At 43.7% G+C, this 17,399-nt stretch carries 18 protein-coding genes; 5 read left to right on the top strand and 13 right to left on the bottom strand.

Going from position 1 to position 17,399, the window contains the following annotated elements:
- Window position 1: 1 nt before the first annotated feature.
- The 11 genes from tmk to ACSSU7_RS03275 form a co-directional block, all read right to left on the bottom strand.
- A complete protein-coding gene (gene tmk / locus ACSSU7_RS03325) occupies window positions 2-607 on the bottom strand; it encodes a dTMP kinase (protein WP_492517306.1) in 606 nt (201 codons plus the stop codon).
- A gap of 4 nt (window positions 608-611) precedes the next feature.
- On the bottom strand, window positions 612-1,607 hold the full coding sequence (gene mltG, locus ACSSU7_RS03320; RefSeq protein ID WP_492517305.1) for an endolytic transglycosylase MltG: 996 nt from the start codon (window positions 1,605-1,607) through the stop codon (window positions 612-614).
- The gene (pabC, locus tag ACSSU7_RS03315) at window positions 1,600-2,436 is read right to left on the bottom strand and encodes an aminodeoxychorismate lyase (protein WP_492517304.1); all 837 of its coding nucleotides are present in this window, start codon (window positions 2,434-2,436) and stop codon (window positions 1,600-1,602) included. Before pabC ends, mltG begins: the two co-directional genes overlap by 8 nt.
- Before the next feature lie 109 nt (window positions 2,437-2,545).
- Entirely contained in the window at window positions 2,546-3,778 is a 1,233-nt protein-coding gene (gene fabF, locus ACSSU7_RS03310; RefSeq protein ID WP_492517303.1) for a beta-ketoacyl-ACP synthase II, read from the bottom strand.
- Window positions 3,779-4,019: 241 nt separating this feature from the next.
- Window positions 4,020-4,256: an acyl carrier protein gene (gene acpP, locus ACSSU7_RS03305; RefSeq protein WP_015832083.1), complete on the bottom strand. Its 237-nt coding sequence runs from the start codon at window positions 4,254-4,256 to the stop codon at window positions 4,020-4,022.
- Between the two features lie 141 nt (window positions 4,257-4,397).
- On the bottom strand, window positions 4,398-5,138 hold the full coding sequence (gene fabG, locus ACSSU7_RS03300) for a 3-oxoacyl-ACP reductase FabG (RefSeq protein ID WP_492517302.1): 741 nt from the start codon (window positions 5,136-5,138) through the stop codon (window positions 4,398-4,400).
- Window positions 5,139-5,156: 18 nt separating this feature from the next.
- Window positions 5,157-6,083 carry an ACP S-malonyltransferase gene (gene fabD, locus ACSSU7_RS03295; protein WP_492517301.1) on the bottom strand — a complete coding sequence of 309 codons (927 nt, stop codon included), beginning with the start codon at window positions 6,081-6,083 and terminating at the stop codon, window positions 5,157-5,159.
- 36 nt (window positions 6,084-6,119) lie between these two features.
- Window positions 6,120-7,064 (bottom strand): beta-ketoacyl-ACP synthase III, encoded by a 945-nt coding sequence (locus ACSSU7_RS03290; RefSeq protein ID WP_492517300.1) that lies wholly within the window; start codon window positions 7,062-7,064, stop codon window positions 6,120-6,122.
- Window positions 7,061-8,107: a phosphate acyltransferase PlsX gene (gene plsX, locus ACSSU7_RS03285; protein WP_492517299.1), complete on the bottom strand. Its 1,047-nt coding sequence runs from the start codon at window positions 8,105-8,107 to the stop codon at window positions 7,061-7,063. The genes ACSSU7_RS03290 and plsX overlap by 4 nt, the downstream gene beginning before the upstream one ends.
- A gap of 190 nt (window positions 8,108-8,297) precedes the next feature.
- Window positions 8,298-8,477, bottom strand: a complete 180-nt coding sequence (rpmF, locus tag ACSSU7_RS03280) for a 50S ribosomal protein L32 (RefSeq protein ID WP_015832088.1) — start codon at window positions 8,475-8,477, stop codon at window positions 8,298-8,300.
- A 154-nt stretch (window positions 8,478-8,631) separates the two neighbouring features.
- Window positions 8,632-9,177, bottom strand: a complete 546-nt coding sequence (locus tag ACSSU7_RS03275; RefSeq protein ID WP_492517298.1) for a YceD family protein — start codon at window positions 9,175-9,177, stop codon at window positions 8,632-8,634.
- 279 nt (window positions 9,178-9,456) lie between these two features.
- Between ACSSU7_RS03275 and ACSSU7_RS03270 the strand changes: the two genes are divergently transcribed.
- The 5 genes from ACSSU7_RS03270 to ACSSU7_RS03250 all read left to right on the top strand — a co-directional run bounded on the left by ACSSU7_RS03270 (window position 9,457) and on the right by ACSSU7_RS03250 (window position 15,664).
- The gene (locus tag ACSSU7_RS03270; RefSeq protein WP_492517297.1) at window positions 9,457-10,875 is read left to right on the top strand and encodes an acetyl-CoA carboxylase biotin carboxylase subunit; all 1,419 of its coding nucleotides are present in this window, start codon (window positions 9,457-9,459) and stop codon (window positions 10,873-10,875) included.
- Window positions 10,876-10,930: 55 nt separating this feature from the next.
- Entirely contained in the window at window positions 10,931-12,778 is a 1,848-nt protein-coding gene (gene oadA, locus ACSSU7_RS03265; protein ID WP_492517296.1) for a sodium-extruding oxaloacetate decarboxylase subunit alpha, read from the top strand.
- Window positions 12,779-12,859: 81 nt separating this feature from the next.
- Window positions 12,860-13,441, top strand: coding sequence for a Maf family nucleotide pyrophosphatase (locus tag ACSSU7_RS03260; RefSeq protein WP_492517295.1), 582 nt, complete (start codon window positions 12,860-12,862; stop codon window positions 13,439-13,441).
- Window positions 13,442-13,502: 61 nt separating this feature from the next.
- A complete protein-coding gene (locus ACSSU7_RS03255) occupies window positions 13,503-14,948 on the top strand; it encodes a DUF4139 domain-containing protein (protein WP_492517294.1) in 1,446 nt (481 codons plus the stop codon).
- Window positions 14,948-15,664 (top strand): SAM-dependent methyltransferase, encoded by a 717-nt coding sequence (locus ACSSU7_RS03250; protein ID WP_492517293.1) that lies wholly within the window; start codon window positions 14,948-14,950, stop codon window positions 15,662-15,664. The genes ACSSU7_RS03255 and ACSSU7_RS03250 overlap by 1 nt, the downstream gene beginning before the upstream one ends.
- On the opposite strand, the gene rnhB is transcribed toward ACSSU7_RS03250, so the two are convergent.
- Both rnhB and lpxB read right to left on the bottom strand, forming a co-directional pair.
- A complete protein-coding gene (gene rnhB, locus ACSSU7_RS03245; protein WP_492517292.1) occupies window positions 15,661-16,260 on the bottom strand; it encodes a ribonuclease HII in 600 nt (199 codons plus the stop codon). The two genes, ACSSU7_RS03250 and rnhB, sit on opposite strands and share 4 nt — an antisense overlap.
- Entirely contained in the window at window positions 16,257-17,390 is a 1,134-nt protein-coding gene (lpxB, locus tag ACSSU7_RS03240; protein WP_492517291.1) for a lipid-A-disaccharide synthase, read from the bottom strand. The genes rnhB and lpxB overlap by 4 nt, the downstream gene beginning before the upstream one ends.
- Window positions 17,391-17,399 lie beyond the last annotated feature (9 nt).

Here is a 17,399-nt window from a genome sequence, read left to right as displayed (position 1 = left end):
ATCACAACGATGCTATCGCTTGCATTACAGATTGGGCAACTTCATCTAAAGGTCGGTTGCTATCAATGACTTTGAATCTTGCAGGGTTCTGCTGTGCGCGCTGCAGATAGGCATTGCGAATGCGCGTAAAGAAATCAGCAGATTCCCTTTCAAACTTATCTGGGGTGCGTGCGGCTGCTAAACGCTGCATGCTAACCTCAACCGGCACGTCAAATAGCAAGGTTAAATCTGGTTGCAGGCTTTCTTGCACCCATAATTCCAATTGCTCTATTTTTGACGCTAACACGCCCTTAGCCCCGCATTGGTAAGCATAAGTTGCATCTGTAAAGCGATCAGACAATACGTAGGCGCCACGTGCTAATGCAGGCGCAATCACATTGGCAATATGCTCACGCCTCGCGGCAAACATGAGTAGAGTTTCGGTTTCAGGATGCATCGCTTCATGTAATAGCAATGCTCGCAGGCGCTCACCTAGCTCAGTGCCGCCTGGCTCACGCGTGGAGACCACTTCTACACCCCGTGTGCTAAGCGCTTTAATGATGTCTGCGATATGCGTACTTTTGCCCGCGCCATCCATACCCTCTAAAGTAATAAACTTTGCTGTCATATTTTTATTTCTTCAACTGATAACGTACTACCGCACGGTTATGCTCATTTAAACTATTAGAAAACTCATGGCTACCATCGCCCTTACCTACAAAATACAGCGCTTTAGTGTCTGCTGGGTGCAATGCCGCCTCAATAGCGGCAATGCCGGGCATCGCTATTGGCGTTGGTGGTAAACCACCTCTGGTATAAGTATTATATGGCGTATCTGCCAGCAAATCTTTTTTGCGGATATTACCGTCATACTGCAAGCCCATGCCATAAATGACGGTAGGGTCGGTTTGCAAGCGCATACCAAAGCGCATTCTGTTGACAAAAACAGCAGCAATCATCGGACGCTCACTAGGTTTTCCCGTCTCTTTTTCGATAATTGAAGCCATAATCAAAGCTTCATAGCTATCTTTGTAAGGTAAGTTTTGGTCTCGAGTTTGCCATGCTTTATTCAGCTTAGCCTGCATCGCATCATAGCTGATCTTTAATAATGCAATATCTGGCGTGTGGCGATTAAAGTAAAACGTGTCCGGGAAAAACAAACCTTCAGGTGTTGTATATTTAGAACCCAATAACTGCATAATCTCACGGTCTGACAAAGCTGTTGTAGTTTGCTTCACCGCATCATTTTTAGCGAGTTTTTCACGCATCTGTGCAAAGGTACGCCCTTCAATAAAGGTGACACTGCCTTGCGTTGCCTTACCGTAGTTTAGCGAAAGCAATAGCTGATAAGGTGAAACATTTTTGTTTAATGTATAGCTGCCAGCCTGTAAATATTGTTCTTTATTTAAAAGCTTAGCCAACAAAATAAAACGCCATGGCTCACGTAGCACGCCCTGCGCAACCAATTGATTTGCAATGCTGCGTAGCCCGCTATTTGGCGCGATAATCACTTCTTGGCTGCTCGGCTGTAATTTGAGTGGATAAATAGCGTAGTACACTAGCCAAACTGTTATCAACACAATTGAGACTAGGCTAATAAACAGCCATCTTTTAATACGTTTAACCATGAGTCAGTATGTTTCTAATTGTAGAAGCTAACGTCTGTTGCCTCCATGTTTGATCGCCTATGGCTGTTACCTGAAATGCACCATATAAACTATTACAAATAATCACTTCGTCTGCGCTTAACAACTGTGGCAATGATAATGTTGCCACGTGAGCAGTTAAACCAAGCAAAGTTTCTAAACCAAGGATGCGCTGCCTAGTGATGCCAGCCACGCCACATTGGCTTAAATCCGGGGTGTATAAATGCTGGCCTACACGCGCAAAAACGTTACTCATGGTGCACTCAATGACATTGTCATGCGGGTCCAGCATTAGCCCGTCAAATATAGATTCATCGCGCCACTCCATACGTGCCAGTATATTTTCAAGCCGATTCAGATGCTTAATGCCGGCAAGCTTAGGCTGCAGTGCTAAACGTGTATCACACAGGTGTAAACGTACGCCTTGAGTATAGTGCGCATCGGCATACGTTGGCATGGCTGATTTAATTAACACACGTGTGGGAATCGTCACTGCAGGCGGTGCATAACCACGCTCACCTTCACCTCTGGTGATGATGATTTTAACAACCAGCACTTGCCCATCGTCAAACTCATCAATTGGGAACAGCAGTTGAATGTCACACATCAACAACTCGGCACTCGGGCAGACAATGCCAATCGCGGCACAATCAGCAACTAATTTCTGGTAATGAAATGGCCAGCTGATTGGCTGACCATCTTTAATTTTCATGGTGCGGAACACACCATCTCCGTAAGTAAAACCACGGTCTACAGCTGAAATGATTTGATCAAAACTGCCGTTGATTAAAGATGTGCGATGAGTAGCCATAAGGCGTAATTAAACCATACACACCATAAATACACTACTCAAAACAGTGAATAAAAAGCCCGCAATTGACTATCAATGCGGGCTCAGTTTACGGCAATTTGATTGCTAGCTAGACTTTTTTAAATACCAAGCTGCCATTTGTACCACCAAAACCAAAGTTATTTTTCAGTGCATACTCAATTTTCATATCACGTGCGGTATTCGCACAGTAATCCAAATCACACTCAGGATCTTGGTTAAAGATATTAATGGTTGGTGGAGACAATTGATTGTGGATTGCCAGTACGGTGAATACTGATTCCAAACCACCAGCACCGCCAAGCAAATGGCCAGTCATCGATTTAGTTGAGTTCACTACAAACTTGTAAGCATGGTCACCAAATGCGGCTTTAATTGCATTGGTTTCATTGGTATCACCCAGTGGCGTTGATGTACCGTGCGCGTTAACGTACTGCACTGCATCTGGGTTAATACCAGCGTTTTGCATTGCATTGCGCATAGAACGGCGTGGACCGTCCATATTTGGTGCGGTCATGTGGTAGGCGTCAGCACTCATGCCGTAACCACTTAATTCTGCATAAATCTTCGCGCCACGTTTTTTAGCATGCTCATACTCTTCCAGTACCATCACACCTGCGCCCTCACCAATCACAAAGCCGTCACGGTCTTTATCCCATGGGCGGCTAGCCGTAGCTGGATCATCATTGCGGGTTGAAAGTGCTCGCGCTGCAGCAAAGCCACCAACGCTTAATCGTGTAATAGCAGCCTCTGCACCGCCCGCGATCATCACATCAGCATCGCCGTATTCAATCATACGTGAAGCATCACCGATAGAGTGCGTGCCAGTTGTACAGGCGGTAACAATAGAAACATTAGGGCCTTTAAAGCCAAACATAATGCTTAAATTACCTGAGATCATATTGATGATGGTGCCAGGAATGAAAAACGGTGATATTTTGCGTGGGCCAGACTCTTTATACAGAATGTCTGTGTCCTCAATTAACTGCATGCCGCCAATACCTGAGCCGATAGAAACGCCGATGCGCTCAGCATTTTCTTCGGTGGCTACAATGCCTGAGTCTTTAACTGCTTCAATCGCGGCAGCTAAGCCATACTGAATAAACGTATCCATACGTCTTGCGTCTTTTGCAGTGATGAAGTCTTCAGGGTTAAAATCTTTGACCTCGCCTGCGATTGTCGATGCAAATGCGCTGGTGTCAAATTTAGTAATTTGTGTAATGCCAGATTTACCAGCAACAAGATTATCCCAAGCGGTTTTAACACCAATACCTACAGGTGATACAACGCCAAGACCAGTAACTACCACTCTACGTTTAGACATACAGGATACCTCTAAGAATTCTTTACTAAGTGCATTAAATTGCTGCAAGTTGCTCGCAACTTAAACTGTACAACTAGCAATGTACAACAGGACTATCTCGGTTTCTGCCTTCCCTAGGTCTTAAGATAAAACTTATCCGGTGAATCTAGAGTCTCCTCTAAAAACACTGGCAGACTGGGATTAAGAAACAAAAAGGCAAAAGGCAGTAAGCCCTGAACGAGCAAACTGCCTAATTGTGAATTTATTTGAGGTTAGTATTGATGTAATCAATCGCTAATTGAACTGTAGTGATTTTTTCTGCTTCTTCATCAGGGATTTCGCAGTCAAATTCTTCTTCTAGCGCCATTACCAACTCCACTGTGTCTAGTGAATCAGCACCTAAATCATCTACAAATGATGATGCATTTTTAACATCAGCTTCATTTGCACCTAGTTGTTCAGCAACAATTTTTTTAACACGTTGTTCGATGTCAGACATCTAAATACCCCTTAATATAAAAAATAGCTTAAATATAAAAAATAGTTCAGCTAAGGCAACATTCTACCAAAACTCAACAATAATACAAAAAACTTAATCAATTGATAGCGAATCTAATGGTCTTTTTATATAAAAAGACCATTAAACCATCAACATCCCGCCGTTTACATGGATGGTTTCACCCGTAATATAGGCCGCATTAGGTGAAGCCAAGAACGCAACAGTAGCTGCAATCTCTTTCACAGACCCTAAACGCCCAGCTGGGATACGTGCAAGCATTTTATTGGTGATATCTTCAGACAGCTCTGCTGTCATATCCGTTTCAATAAAACCTGGAGCTACGCAGTTTACAGTAATTCCACGGCTACCGACCTCGGCAGCCAAGGATTTTGTGAAACCAGTCATACCAGCTTTAGCTGCGGCATAATTAGTTTGACCTGCATTACCCATATGGCCAACTACTGACGAAATACTAATAATGCGTCCTGCACGCGCTTTCATCATTGGGCGCAACACGGCCTGACTCATGCGGAATACTGAAGTCAAATTGGTGCTAATAACCGCATCCCAGTCATCGTCTTTCATGCGCATAAGTAAGGTGTCGCGCGTGATACCTGCGTTGTTAACAAGCACGCTAACATCACCGTATTTTTCACCAATGGCTTTTAGCGTAGCTTCTACTTGCGCAGCATCATTCACATCTAAAGCCATGCCCTCGCCTTTAATGCCGGCTGTAGTCAATGTCTCACTAATAGCTGATGCACCCTTGTCAGATGTTGCCGTGCCAATCACTAGCGCACCTTGCTTACCTAACTCCAAAGCAATTGCAGCACCGATACCACGACTAGCACCTGTAATTAATGCAATTTGACCAGTTAACATAAGGACCTCTATATAAAATTAAAGTATATTTTTAAGTTCAAGTAATGCGTCATTGCTAGCTAATGCAACGCATGGTAACTCCGCAACAATACGCTTAGTCAGCCCTGCCAGCACTTTTCCTGGGCCGCATTCCGCAGATTGTACAACGCCTTGCGCGGCGATATACTGTACGGTTTCGACCCAGCGTACTGGGCTATACAACTGGCGCACCAGCGCATCCTTTATTTTATCACCATCAGTGTAAGCCGCGACATCAGCGTTGTGGATTACGGGAATTAACGACGTATGAATTGTCACGCTAGACAAGTAGTCTGCAAGTTTAAGTGCTGCAGGATGCATTAGTGCACAATGCGATGGTACGCTTACTGGCAAGGCAAGTGCACGCTTGGCACCTTTAGCTTTGGCAGCTTCCATGCCACGCTCTACGGCAGCTTTATTGCCTGCAATCACCACTTGGCCTGGTGAGTTTAAGTTAACGGCTTCCAGCACCTCACCTTGTGCCGCCTCAGCACAGACAATGCGCACAGCATCATCATCAAGCCCTAAAATTGCAGCCATCGCACCCACGCCAGCAGGTACGGCACTTTGCATGACTTCAGCGCGATACTTTACTAGTGGTAATGCATCTTTAAATGATAATGCACCTGCCGCTACCAATGCAGTGTACTCACCCAAGCTGTGACCCGCTACCACTGTTGGCGCTTGATCTGACACAGCCTGCCAAGCACGCCAAGCGGCTACGCCTGCTGTCAGCATAATGGGCTGAGTATTGGTGGTTTCGTTAATCAGCTCATTGGCTTCAGTTGCCATTGCCCAAAAATCCACACCTAAAACATCAGATGCTTCTTGGAATGTGTCACGGATGATCTGATTATCACCAAAGCCGCTCATCATGCCTACAGACTGTGAGCCTTGCCCTGGAAAAAAGAATGCTGTTTTTTTCATAAATTACTTTATATTATCTATATAGTTAATTGAATATTAATACTTAATTAATGCAGAACCCCAAGTGAACCCGCCACCAAAAGCTTCCATTAATATGATGTCTCCGCGTTTAATGCGGCCGTCTTTGACTGCCGTATCCAGCGCTAACGGAATCGATGCGGCAGAGGTATTGCCGTGTTTATCCACGGTCACCACTACACGATCCATGCTCATGTCTAACTTTTTAGCAGTCGCCTGCAATATGCGAATATTGGCTTGATGCGGCACTAGCCAATCAATATCTGATTTTTGCATATTGTTGGCAGCAAGTGTCTCATCAACAATCTGATCCAAGGTATTGACCGCCATTTTAAATACAGCGTTACCTTCCATAATAATGGCGTCAGGCTTGTCGGTATTACGTGGTACGTGCAGCATATTTTCGTAACGACCATCTGCGTGCAAATGGGTAGAAATAACCCCCTGCTCACTCGATGCTTGCAGGATAACTGCACCAGCACCATCACCCCACAGAATGCAATTGCCTCTATCAGTATAGTCGGTGATGCGTGAAAACGTTTCAGCACCTATAACTAATGCACATTTGGCGCTGCCAGCTTTAATAAAGTTATCTGCTGTGGTCAGTGCATACACAAACCCGCTGCAAACTGCCTGAATATCAAATGCTGGGCAACCTGATATTTCAAGCTTTTTTTGCACCATGGTTGCTACGCTAGGAAAAATTTTATCTGGCGTAGCTGTTGCAACAATAATCAAATCAATATCATTTTGGCTCACACCAGCGCTTGCTATTGCATTTTTAGCTGCCTGCAGAGCTAGGTCGCTTGTAAACTCACCTTCCGCAGCAATATGACGCTCGCGTATGCCGGTGCGTGTAAAAATCCATTCATCGGTAGTATCTACCATATGCTCCAAATCAGCATTGGTAAGTATTTTGCTTGGTAAATAGCTACCGGTGCCTGCTATACGAGAAAATATCATTGCATGTCCTGAGAGTTTTTTACAGCCACACTTGGTTGTAAATGTTCAATTTCTAGCTGTTCGGTAATGCGGCGCAATACTCCGCTACGCGCTTCCTCTATTGCCACATGAATCGCAGAGAAATAAGCCACCTGATCTGCACCGCCGTGACTTTTAACCACAATGCCGCGTAAACCTAAGAAACTTGCACCATTGTAACGACGTGGGTCTAAGCGATTTTTAAAAGCTTTGAGTACTGGCATTGCACAAAGTGCCATTAATTTGGTTAGCCAGCTCTTTTTGAATTCTTGAGTTAAGAACTTGCCCATCATATGAGCTAAGCCCTCTGTGGTTTTTAGTGAGACATTACCCACAAAACCATCGCACACGACTAAATCGGTCGTTCCCTTAAATATGTCGTCACCTTCAACATTACCATAAAAGTTTAAGTGGCTGGCCTTTAGCAGTTCGCCAGCCTGCTTAACCACTTCATTACCTTTAATATCTTCTGATCCAATATTCAGCAGGCCCACGGTTGGGCGTTCTTTGTGCTCGACGCAGCTTACTAGCATAGCGCCCATGATGGCAAATTGATAAAGATGCTCAGGTGTACAGTCTGCATTTGCACCTAAATCCAGCATATAGGTATTGCCTTTTTCGCTTGGCAAAGCAGATGCGATTGCCGGGCGATCAATGCCGGGTAAGGTTTTTAGCACAAAGCGTGCTGTTGCCATAAGCGCGCCTGTATTGCCTGCACTGACGCAGGCGTTGGCTTCACCACTTTTAACCAAATTAATGGCAACTCGCATTGAGGAGTCTTTTTTGTTCTTTAAAGCGCTTTGTGGCGACTCATCCATAGTAACAACTTCAGTTGCATGATGAATGCGCAGGCGCGGACTAACTGTAGCTTTATGTGCCTTAAGTTCAGCCTCAATTACGTCACTTAAGCCCACTAAAACAATATTTAACTCAGAATCTGCATTCAATGCTTTCAGTGCCGCAGGCACTGTGACGTGGGGGCCATGATCACCACCCATTGCGTCGATTGCAATTGTAATATCCATTACTTTTTACTCGATTTGAATAGTAAGGGTTTAATCGGAACATCATTGCCACATGTTGGTAGCAAGATTAATAGGTACACTATTAAAACATAACGCCGCTCCAAGCTAATGGAGCGGCGTTATGTTTCCTGTACTGCCAAACAGCTCAATCTACACCAACACTGTTATTGAGCGTGTTCGTCGAGTAAGATTACTCGCCTTTTGATGGCAATACTTTACGGCCACGGTAGTAGCCATTAGGACTAATATGGTGACGCAAGTGCGTTTCGCCTGTAGTTGGCTCAACTGCTAATGGTGGATTTGTCAAAAAGTCGTGCGAACGGTGCATACCGCGCTTTGAAGGTGTCTTTTTGTTTTGCTGAACTGCCATAATAAACTCCAATAAAATGATTAAAACATCATCTCAATTACTTGTAAATCGATGCGTAAAAATGAACAACGCATCACTAATTTAAGATTACACTAAATAACTAACCCGTAATAATAATACAAAACATTAGTTTTGTCAGCCAATACTATATATTTTAAGATTTAATTAAGCCTTTCAGTGCCGCAAATGGGTTGGGTTTCTCGCCGCTTTGGATTGCTACTGGGGTGCAATTACCTTCATGCACGGGCGCGATTGGTAACGCTAGTATCACTTCATCCTCAATCAGCAACTTAACATCCATTGCTTGACTCACCTCTTGAATATCGAAATCATCACCAATCTCCGCCTCAGCATCTTCTAATGCGTCCACATCCACACTGCTAACTAGGTAATGAAAGTTCAACGCTAAAGTTAAAGGCATTTCGGATAGGCAGCGCTGACAGCTTGTTATCAAGCTTGCATTTAACGTCAAATGCAAGAAGCATTGCCCAAGCACATTCTTCTCACCTTCTAACGTAAATTCAATCCCACCGGCTTGCGCCGCTGCATCGACTGCCTTTGTGTTCATGGTAGCTTTTATTTGCTGAGATGCAATCAATTCGTGCAATCTAGGAAAGTCGGAAAGTGGAAGTTTTGCTTGCAGGCGTTCGCCACGGGCTGCAAAAGCCATGTTGTCAATTAGGAGGTTTTGATTGGTCATGATTAAGCTTTTAATTAAGATGAATTACATTTAATGAAATTATCCTAGATTATGGGCATTAGAGGTTAAAAATTCCCAGTGCATATGACAAAGTATTTAACGAGCTCATTAAATGTGTAGGTAATGCTTTAGATATTTAGTGGTTATTTAGGTGGCTAAATTGATTTTTCATGCCGAATTTAGTGCTTAAATTTGCGCTAGGGATTTAGCAATCAAGGCTCCCATGTTACAATTGCACTGTTTTTGTAACGATATTTAATAAAATTAAGGCTTACCTACGTGTTCAAAAAAATTCTAGTTGCTAACCGCGGTGAAATTGCAGTACGTATTGTGCGCGCATGCTCTGAGATGGGCATCAAATCTGTTGCGATTTACACAGATGCAGACCGTCAGGCTTTACATGTTAAAAAAGCAGATGAAGCTTATCATATCGGTGCCGATCCTGTTGCCGGTTACCTAAATGCACATAATATTGTTAACCTAGCTGTGGCTGCTGGTTGCGACGCGTTGCATCCAGGCTACGGTTTTTTGTCTGAAAATCCAGAGTTAGCAGAGATTTGTGAACGTCGTGGTGTTAAATTTATTGGCCCTAATGCTGACGTTATTCGCCAAATGGGCGATAAGATTCAAGCGCGCAATGCTATGACTAAAGCAGGCATTCCGTGTACCCCTGGTAGTAATGGTAATTTAAAAGATTTAGAAGAAGCTGTCGCACTTGCCAGCAAAATTGGCTACCCAGTGATGCTTAAAGCAACAAATGGCGGTGGTGGTCGCGGTATTCGCCGTTGTGACAGCGAAAAAGAGCTGTTAGGCAATTATGATCGCGTGATTAGTGAGGCAAGCAAGGCCTTTGGTAAACCTGAAGTGTTTATTGAAAAATGTGTGGTATCGCCGCGTCATATTGAAGTGCAGGTGCTGGCTGACTCTCAAGGCAATGCTATCCATTTATTTGAACGTGACTGTTCAATACAGCGCCGCAACCAAAAGTTAATTGAAATTGCGCCATCACCGCAGCTTTCACAAGCACAGCGCGAGTATATTGGCGGATTAGCAGTAAAAGCAGCCAAAGCAGTTGGATATGAAAACGCGGGTACAGTTGAGTTCTTGCTGGATTCTGACAATACGTTCTACTTCATGGAAATGAATACACGCTTACAAGTGGAACATACCGTGACGGAAACGATCACAGGTATTGATATTGTGCAGGAACAAATCCGCGTGGCTTATGGCCTGCCTTTACAGTACAAACAAAAAGACGTGTCCTTTAGAGGTTATGCGATGGAGTTCCGTATCAATGCGGAAGACCCTAAAAATGGATTCTTGCCAAGCTTTGGCAAAATTACACGTTACTATGCGCCTGGTGGCCCGGGTGTGCGTATGGATGCTGCCATATTTAGCGGCTATGAAATACCGCCATATTATGACTCCATGTGTGCAAAATTGACGGTATGGGCACTCACATGGGAAGGCGTGATCGAGCGTGGTCGTCGTGCATTGGACGACATGATTATTTACGGTGTAAAAACGACTATCCCTTATTATCAAGAGATTCTTAAGCATCCAGAATTTAGGGCTGCCGAGTTTAATACCAGCTTTGTAGAGATGCATCCAGAATTAGCAAACTATGCTAATGAAATTCCGCCAGAATTAATCGCAGCAGCGATTTCAGCGGTAATTGCAGCGCACGAAGGTATTTAACAAGATTTTCGAGTATTAAAAATTAACTTTAACCTTAGATTGATAGATTAAAAATATGGCAAAAGTATCTGTTACTGAACTAGTTTTACGCGATGGTCACCAATCGCTTATAGCAACCCGCATGCGCACTGATGATATGCTACCAATTTGTGCAAAGCTCGATGCTATCGGCTTTTGGTCGCTTGAAGCTTGGGGCGGTGCAACATTCGATGCATGTGTACGTTTTCTAAAAGAAGACCCTTGGGAGCGCCTTGCTAAATTACGTAAAGCGTTACCTAACAGCCGCATTAAAATGCTGCTACGTGGTCAAAACTTGTTAGGTTACCGTCACTACTCTGATGATGTAGTTCGTGCTTTTGTGCAGAAATCAGCAGATAACGGTGTTGATGTTTTCCGTATTTTTGACGCAATGAATGACTTGCGTAACATTCAAACTTCGGTTGAGGCTGTTAAAAAACTAGGCAAACATGCAGAAGGTGCAATTGCTTATACAACAAGCCCTGTACATGATGTTAACTATTTTGTTCAGTTAGCAAAAGAATTAGAAGCCATGGGTTGCGACACAATCGCAATTAAAGACATGGCTGGTTTACTTACACCTCAAGGAACAGGTGATTTGGTTAAGGCGTTGCGTAGTGCAGTGAGCTTGCCAATTCAATTGCATAGCCATGCTACTTCAGGCTTGTCTGCAATGAGCTTGCTTAAAGGCATTGAGGCCGGTGCGAGCATTATCGATACCTGCAACTCATCTTTTGGTGAAGGTGCTAGCCACTCGTCTACTGAAAGTTTAGTGGCTGCATTACAAGGCACTGAATACGACACAGGTTTAGACTTAGCTGCCCTACAGGAAATTACTGCCTACTTCAGAGATGTGCGTAAGAAATACTGGCAGTTTGAGAGTGAATTTACAGGCGTTGATACCAGAGTTCTGGTTAACCAGATTCCTGGCGGCATGATCTCAAACTTATCCAACCAGCTAAAAGAGCAAGGTGCACTTAATCGCATGGATGAAGTACTACAAGAGATCCCTAGAGTACGTGAAGATCTAGGCTACCCTCCTTTAGTGACACCAACATCGCAAATCGTAGGCACGCAAGCTGTGCTTAATGTGATGACTGGCGCACGCTATAAATCAATTACTAATGAAGTTAAAAACTACTTCTTAGGTCAATACGGAAAAGCACCGGCTGCTGTTAACGAGGCAATCAAGCAACAAGCTGTGGGTGATGCTGAAGTAGTTAGCTGCAGACCAGCTGATTTACTCAAGCCAGAAATGGCGAGATTAAGCAATGAAGCCGAGCGATTTGCTAAGTCTGAAGAAGATGTGCTGACTTATGCAATGTTCCCAGATATTGGTCAAACTTATTTACAAGAGCGTAATGCAGGTTCATTAGTGCCTGAAGTGTTGCTAGATAAAAACTCAATTAAATCTAGTGGCCCAAGATTTGCGCCAAATGAATTTAAAGTGACATTGCATGGCGAAACATTCCATATCAATGTAACTGGTAGCGGCCACGCTGGCGAAGAGCAGCGTCCTTATTTTGTGTCTATTGACGGTATCGCTGAAGAAGTGATTGTTGAAACCTTAAGTGAAATTGAGATTTCTAACGACGGTAGCGCAAGTAGCGGTGGTAAAAGAAAAGTAGCCAGCAATACAAGTAGCGGTCGCCCTCGCCCTTCTCACCCAGGTCATGTAACGACCTCTATGCCAGGTACTATCGTTGCGATTAAGGTAAACGTTGGCGACAAAGTAAAGGCTGGTGATGGCGTCTTGGTGATTGAAGCCATGAAAATGGAAAATGAAATCCAGGCTTCAACCACAGGTATCGTGGTGGCTATCCATGCAGCTAAAGGCGACACAGTCACTCCGGACGAATCTCTACTTGAAATTCAACCTGAATAAGAGATGTTTAATTAACAAACTTTAATTGACAGACTAAGCCGACGGATACGTACTGTCGGCTTTTTTATTACTACGATAATCATGCACAATAACCTGATCCTTGCTTCCTCCTCAATTTACAGACGTGAGTTATTAACACGCTTACAGATTCCTTTTAACTGTATCTCACCGGACGTAGATGAAACACCGCTAGAAAATGAGTTACCTCAAGAAACAGCTTTAAGATTAGCGCAAGATAAAGCCATCAAAATCGGTGCTACGCATACAGATGCGCTGGTGATTGGGTGCGATCAGGTAGCCACCCTAGATAACACTCAACTAGGCAAACCGCTAAATCACGACAATGCGACTAAACAACTGCGTATGGTGCGTGGCAGAGAAGTTATTTTCCATAGTGCATTATGCTTATACAACGCAAAAACGCAGCATATGCAAGCTGCGGTTGTTCCTTATGTCGTGCAGTTTAGAAATTTAACGGATGCGCAAATTGAAAGTTACTTGTTAAAAGAACAGCCTTATCATTGTGCAGGCAGTGCCAAATCAGAGGGACTAGGGATTGCCATTATTGAAAGAATGACAGGTGAAGACCCGAATGCGCTGATTGGCTTACCGCTGATTGCTTTGATTAATATGCTGAATCATGAGCAAGTGTCCGTGATATAAATGAACTAAATGCTATCTATTGTTGCCACATTTACCCGCTCTCACCAAGAAGGAGTTTGTAATGCCTAATCAATATAAATTGATCGTACTGTGCGTATTGTCCGTTTTATCAAGCAATATCATAGCCGCTGATACAGATGAAATCACCAGCAGCTTAAATGATCAGCAATCCGTTGCAGTCACTATCTACAATGGCAATCTGGCGCTAGTTAAAGATCAGCGTAAAGTTAAATTAAATAGCGGTTTAAATAATCTTGCATTACGTGATGTGAGCGCACAAATCAGGCCAGAAACAGCTTTATTGCGTAGCATTAGTCACAAGGGCAGTTTTGATACTTTAGAACAAAACTTTGATTTTGACTTACTTACACCACAAAAACTACTAGAGAAATATGTAGGGAAAATGGTACAAGTCATTAGTACCAATCCTGCTACAGGTGTAGAAACCAGCGAACAAGCTTCTGTATTGTCTGCAAACAACGGTACCGTGATGAAAATAGGTAATCGTATTGAAACCGGCATGCCTGGGCGTATTGTGTATGACAATGTGCCGGTTAATTTACGTGACCGCCCTACCCTGATTACTAAGCTTAATAATAAAACAGCAGGTGAACAGTCAGTTGAATTAAGTTACCTAACTGGTGGCTTGGACTGGAAGGCTGATTATGTGGCTGAACTCAGCCCGAAAGAAGACAGCTTAGATTTATCTGGCTGGGTTACGCTAACCAACACCAGCGGTACCAGTTATCAAAATGCGAAACTGCAATTAGTGGCTGGGGATGTTAACCGTGTACAAGATAATTACCCTCGTGCGATGAGTATGAGAAAAGGCCTAGAGATGGCGGCTGACACTGCGGCGCCTATGGCTGAAGAGTCGCTGCTTGAGTACCATTTATACAGCCTTGATCGGCCAACCACGATTGCAGAAAATCAAACCAAGCAAGTGGCCCTGCTTTCTGCATCACAAGTACCAGCGCGCAAAGAGTTAGTGTTGCGCGGTGCTGACTATTATTACAACGCCAGCTATGGCGATTTAGGTCAAAAATTAAAAGTTGGCGTATTTGTAGATTTTGATAACAAAGAAGCTGCAAAATTAGGCATTCCTTTGCCTAAAGGTGTGATGCGCGTCTATAAAAAAGATAGCTTAGGGAATGCACAATTTGTAGGTGAAGACCGTATCGACCATACACCTAAAAATGAAACAGTACGTCTTAAGCTTGGTGAAGCATTTGATGTAACAGCGGATAAAAAGCAATCTGACTTCAAAACCTTACCACGTCCAGCTAAGGGGAATAGTATGTTCGAAAGCGCGTATGAGATTGTTATCAAAAATGCAAAAAAAGAACGTGTTTCTGTCACGGTACAAGAACCGATTCCTGCAGACTGGAAAATAATCAAAGAAAACCATCCTAGCCAAAAAGCCACCAGCAATACGGCTGTGTGGAAAATCGACGTACCTGCAGAAGGTAAGGCTACATTAAGTTATCGAGTACAAGTGAAATATTAATGATTAATCAAAAAGCAGGAACACTCTATTTTATCCCAGTCACCTTAGGGGAAGACAACATCACAAAGGTGCTGCCAACAGAGGTGGTGAGTATCGCGCAGCAGTTAGATGAATTTATTGTGGAGAATGAGAAAACTGCACGTCATTTCTTAAGTACCATTAAACATAGCAAGCCTATACGTGACCTTGTGCTTAAACCATTAAATGAGCACACGAGTGATAAAGAGTTGCCCGCATTACTGAACTCACTCATCGCAGGTAAAGACGTAGGCTTAATGAGCGAGGCTGGCTGCCCTGGTATTGCCGACCCCGGCGCAAAGCTTGCTGCACTTGCACACCAAAAAGGGATTCGTGTTACTCCGCTGGTCGGCCCCTCTTCTATTCTACTCAGCTTAATGGCAAGTGGCCTAAATGGGCAGCGCTTTACCTTTTTAGGCTACCTACCTAGCGATAAAGCCGCACGCGTTATTCAGCTTAAAGAAATTGAAAAACGCTCCAAGCTGCAAGAAACGCAGATTTTTATCGAAACACCTTACCGTAACCAGCATATGCTTGAAGATATACTTAGCACATGCAGTGGCGAAACTAGGCTATGTATCGCCTGCAATATTAGCTGCAGTGATGAGTTAATTATCACAAAGCGTGTGAAAGAATGGAAAGCATCGGCGTTGCCAGATTTGCATAAAAAACCAACAGTGTTCTTACTGTTAGCTTAATTGGCTTGAATGAGGGCCTTCACTGGCGCATAGCTGCGCCGATGTACAGGTGAAACACCATGCTCGCGCAATAGTGCCATATGTGCGGCTGTGGGATAGCCCTTGTGTTGTGCAAATCCATACATAGGATACTGCTGGTCTAATTCATACAGTGCTGCATCTCGTGCAGTTTTAGCCAAAATTGATGCTGCAGAAATTGCCTGCACTTTGCTATCGCCCTTAACGATAGCCTCACACGGTAAGCTGATTTTAGGGCATTGGTTACCATCTACCTGCACCAGCAACTGCATTGGCTGCATATCAACTAAACTAACTTGTATCAATTCAACGGCGCGCTTCATTGCCAGCAAACTTGCTTGCAATATATTAATCTGGTCAATTTCCTCTACCGTACTATAGGCAATGCCCCATGCTAAAGCATGTGATTTAATTTCAAGTGCCAACGCATCACGCTTTTTTTCACTTAGTTTTTTGGAGTCAGCTAAGCCTTGAATTGGTTTTTCTGGATTAAGTACTACAGCAGCTGCATACACAGCGCCAGCTAGAGGCCCACGCCCTGCTTCGTCTACACCGCAGATTAAATGAACTTGACTCATTTCAAATGTGAAAGTACGGCAATAGCCGCTTTTTCAGCTGTATTTTGCTTTAATTGGTAATGAATGTCAGTAAATTCACTTTTAATCGCCGCAAGCTTTTCTTTATCATTGACTAGATCTAACGCTGCTTGAGCAATTTTTTCAGCAGTTGCGTCATCTTGCAGTAACTCTGGCACCACAAATTTTTCGGCCAGGATATTGGGTAAACCTACGTAGGGCTGCAAGCGCATACGTTTAAGCAACTGCCAGCTCAGGTTAGACATGCGGTAAGTAATCACCATTGGCTTTTTAAGCAAGGCCGCCTCAAGTGTTGCTGTACCCGATGCAACAATGACCACATTCGCGGCCTCCATTGCATCATGTGCGTGACCAAACAATAGTTGAATTGGCAAGGCCTCAGGCTCATTAAAAATAGCCAACTCAAAAATACTGCGTGTTTCACGTGTAATTAATGGCACTAAAAATATAGAGTTAGGTTGCTGTGCGTAAATCTGCTTAGCTGTTTGCACAAACAAATCTGCATGTTGTTGTACTTCGCTTTGGCGACTACCCGGCAACATCGCAACAATTAATGCATTTGCATCTAATTTTAAAATTTCGCGCGCGCCTGCAACATCAGGTTCAATTGGCAAGATGTCGGCTAAAGGGTGCCCGACATAGGCGACAGGGACGCCCTTCTCTTTGTATAAAGCTGGCTCAAAAGGAAACAGTGCCAAAACTTGGTGAACTGACTTCTTAATCTTATTGATGCGATTCTTACGCCAAGCCCAAATAGATGGGCTCACATAATGAATCGTTTTAACCCCTTTATTTTTAAGCTTTCTCTCTAGCCAAAAATTGAAATCTGGCGCATCGATACCAATAAACAAGTCAGGGGGATTACTTAAAAAATGATTGAGTAATTCGCGACGTAGCTTTAGTAAGCCCCATAAGTGCTTAATTACCTCAAGGTAACCACGTACTGACAGTCGCTCAATCGGGTAAAGTGATTTAGCGCCTTCGCTAATCATTTTAGGCCCAGCGATACCGACAAACTCTATATCTGGATTTTTTTGTTTAAGTGCTTGTATCAGGTGACTACCAAGTAGATCACCTGAGGCTTCTCCAGCCACGATGCCAATTCTAACCATATGACGCGA

The sequence above is a fragment of the Methylotenera sp. E1MeOHC1 genome, assembly GCF_058745595.1.
The sequence above is the reverse complement of the archived record's forward strand: the minus strand, read 5'-3'. Positions and strand labels throughout refer to the sequence as shown.

Coding starts and splice junctions, on each gene's coding strand:
- rpmF (WP_015832088.1), bottom strand. CDS start 8,477: ATGGCAGTTCAGCAAAACAAAAAGACACCTTCAAAGCGCGGTATGCAC.
- plsX (WP_492517299.1), bottom strand. CDS start 8,107: ATGGATATTACAATTGCAATCGACGCAATGGGTGGTGATCATGGCCCC.
- fabD (WP_492517301.1), bottom strand. CDS start 6,083: ATGAAAAAAACAGCATTCTTTTTTCCAGGGCAAGGCTCACAGTCTGTA.
- ACSSU7_RS03290 (WP_492517300.1), bottom strand. CDS start 7,064: ATGATATTTTCTCGTATAGCAGGCACCGGTAGCTATTTACCAAGCAAA.
- acpP (WP_015832083.1), bottom strand. CDS start 4,256: ATGTCTGACATCGAACAACGTGTTAAAAAAATTGTTGCTGAACAACTA.
- fabG (WP_492517302.1), bottom strand. CDS start 5,138: ATGTTAACTGGTCAAATTGCATTAATTACAGGTGCTAGTCGTGGTATC.
- lpxB (WP_492517291.1), bottom strand. CDS start 17,390: ATGGTTAGAATTGGCATCGTGGCTGGAGAAGCCTCAGGTGATCTACTT.
- tmk (WP_492517306.1), bottom strand. CDS start 607: ATGACAGCAAAGTTTATTACTTTAGAGGGTATGGATGGCGCGGGCAAA.
- mltG (WP_492517305.1), bottom strand. CDS start 1,607: ATGGTTAAACGTATTAAAAGATGGCTGTTTATTAGCCTAGTCTCAATT.
- pabC (WP_492517304.1), bottom strand. CDS start 2,436: ATGGCTACTCATCGCACATCTTTAATCAACGGCAGTTTTGATCAAATC.
- oadA (WP_492517296.1), top strand. CDS start 10,931: ATGGCAAAAGTATCTGTTACTGAACTAGTTTTACGCGATGGTCACCAA.
- ACSSU7_RS03250 (WP_492517293.1), top strand. CDS start 14,948: ATGATTAATCAAAAAGCAGGAACACTCTATTTTATCCCAGTCACCTTA.
- fabF (WP_492517303.1), bottom strand. CDS start 3,778: ATGTCTAAACGTAGAGTGGTAGTTACTGGTCTTGGCGTTGTATCACCT.
- ACSSU7_RS03260 (WP_492517295.1), top strand. CDS start 12,860: ATGCACAATAACCTGATCCTTGCTTCCTCCTCAATTTACAGACGTGAG.
- ACSSU7_RS03275 (WP_492517298.1), bottom strand. CDS start 9,177: ATGACCAATCAAAACCTCCTAATTGACAACATGGCTTTTGCAGCCCGT.
- ACSSU7_RS03255 (WP_492517294.1), top strand. CDS start 13,503: ATGCCTAATCAATATAAATTGATCGTACTGTGCGTATTGTCCGTTTTA.
- rnhB (WP_492517292.1), bottom strand. CDS start 16,260: ATGAGTCAAGTTCATTTAATCTGCGGTGTAGACGAAGCAGGGCGTGGG.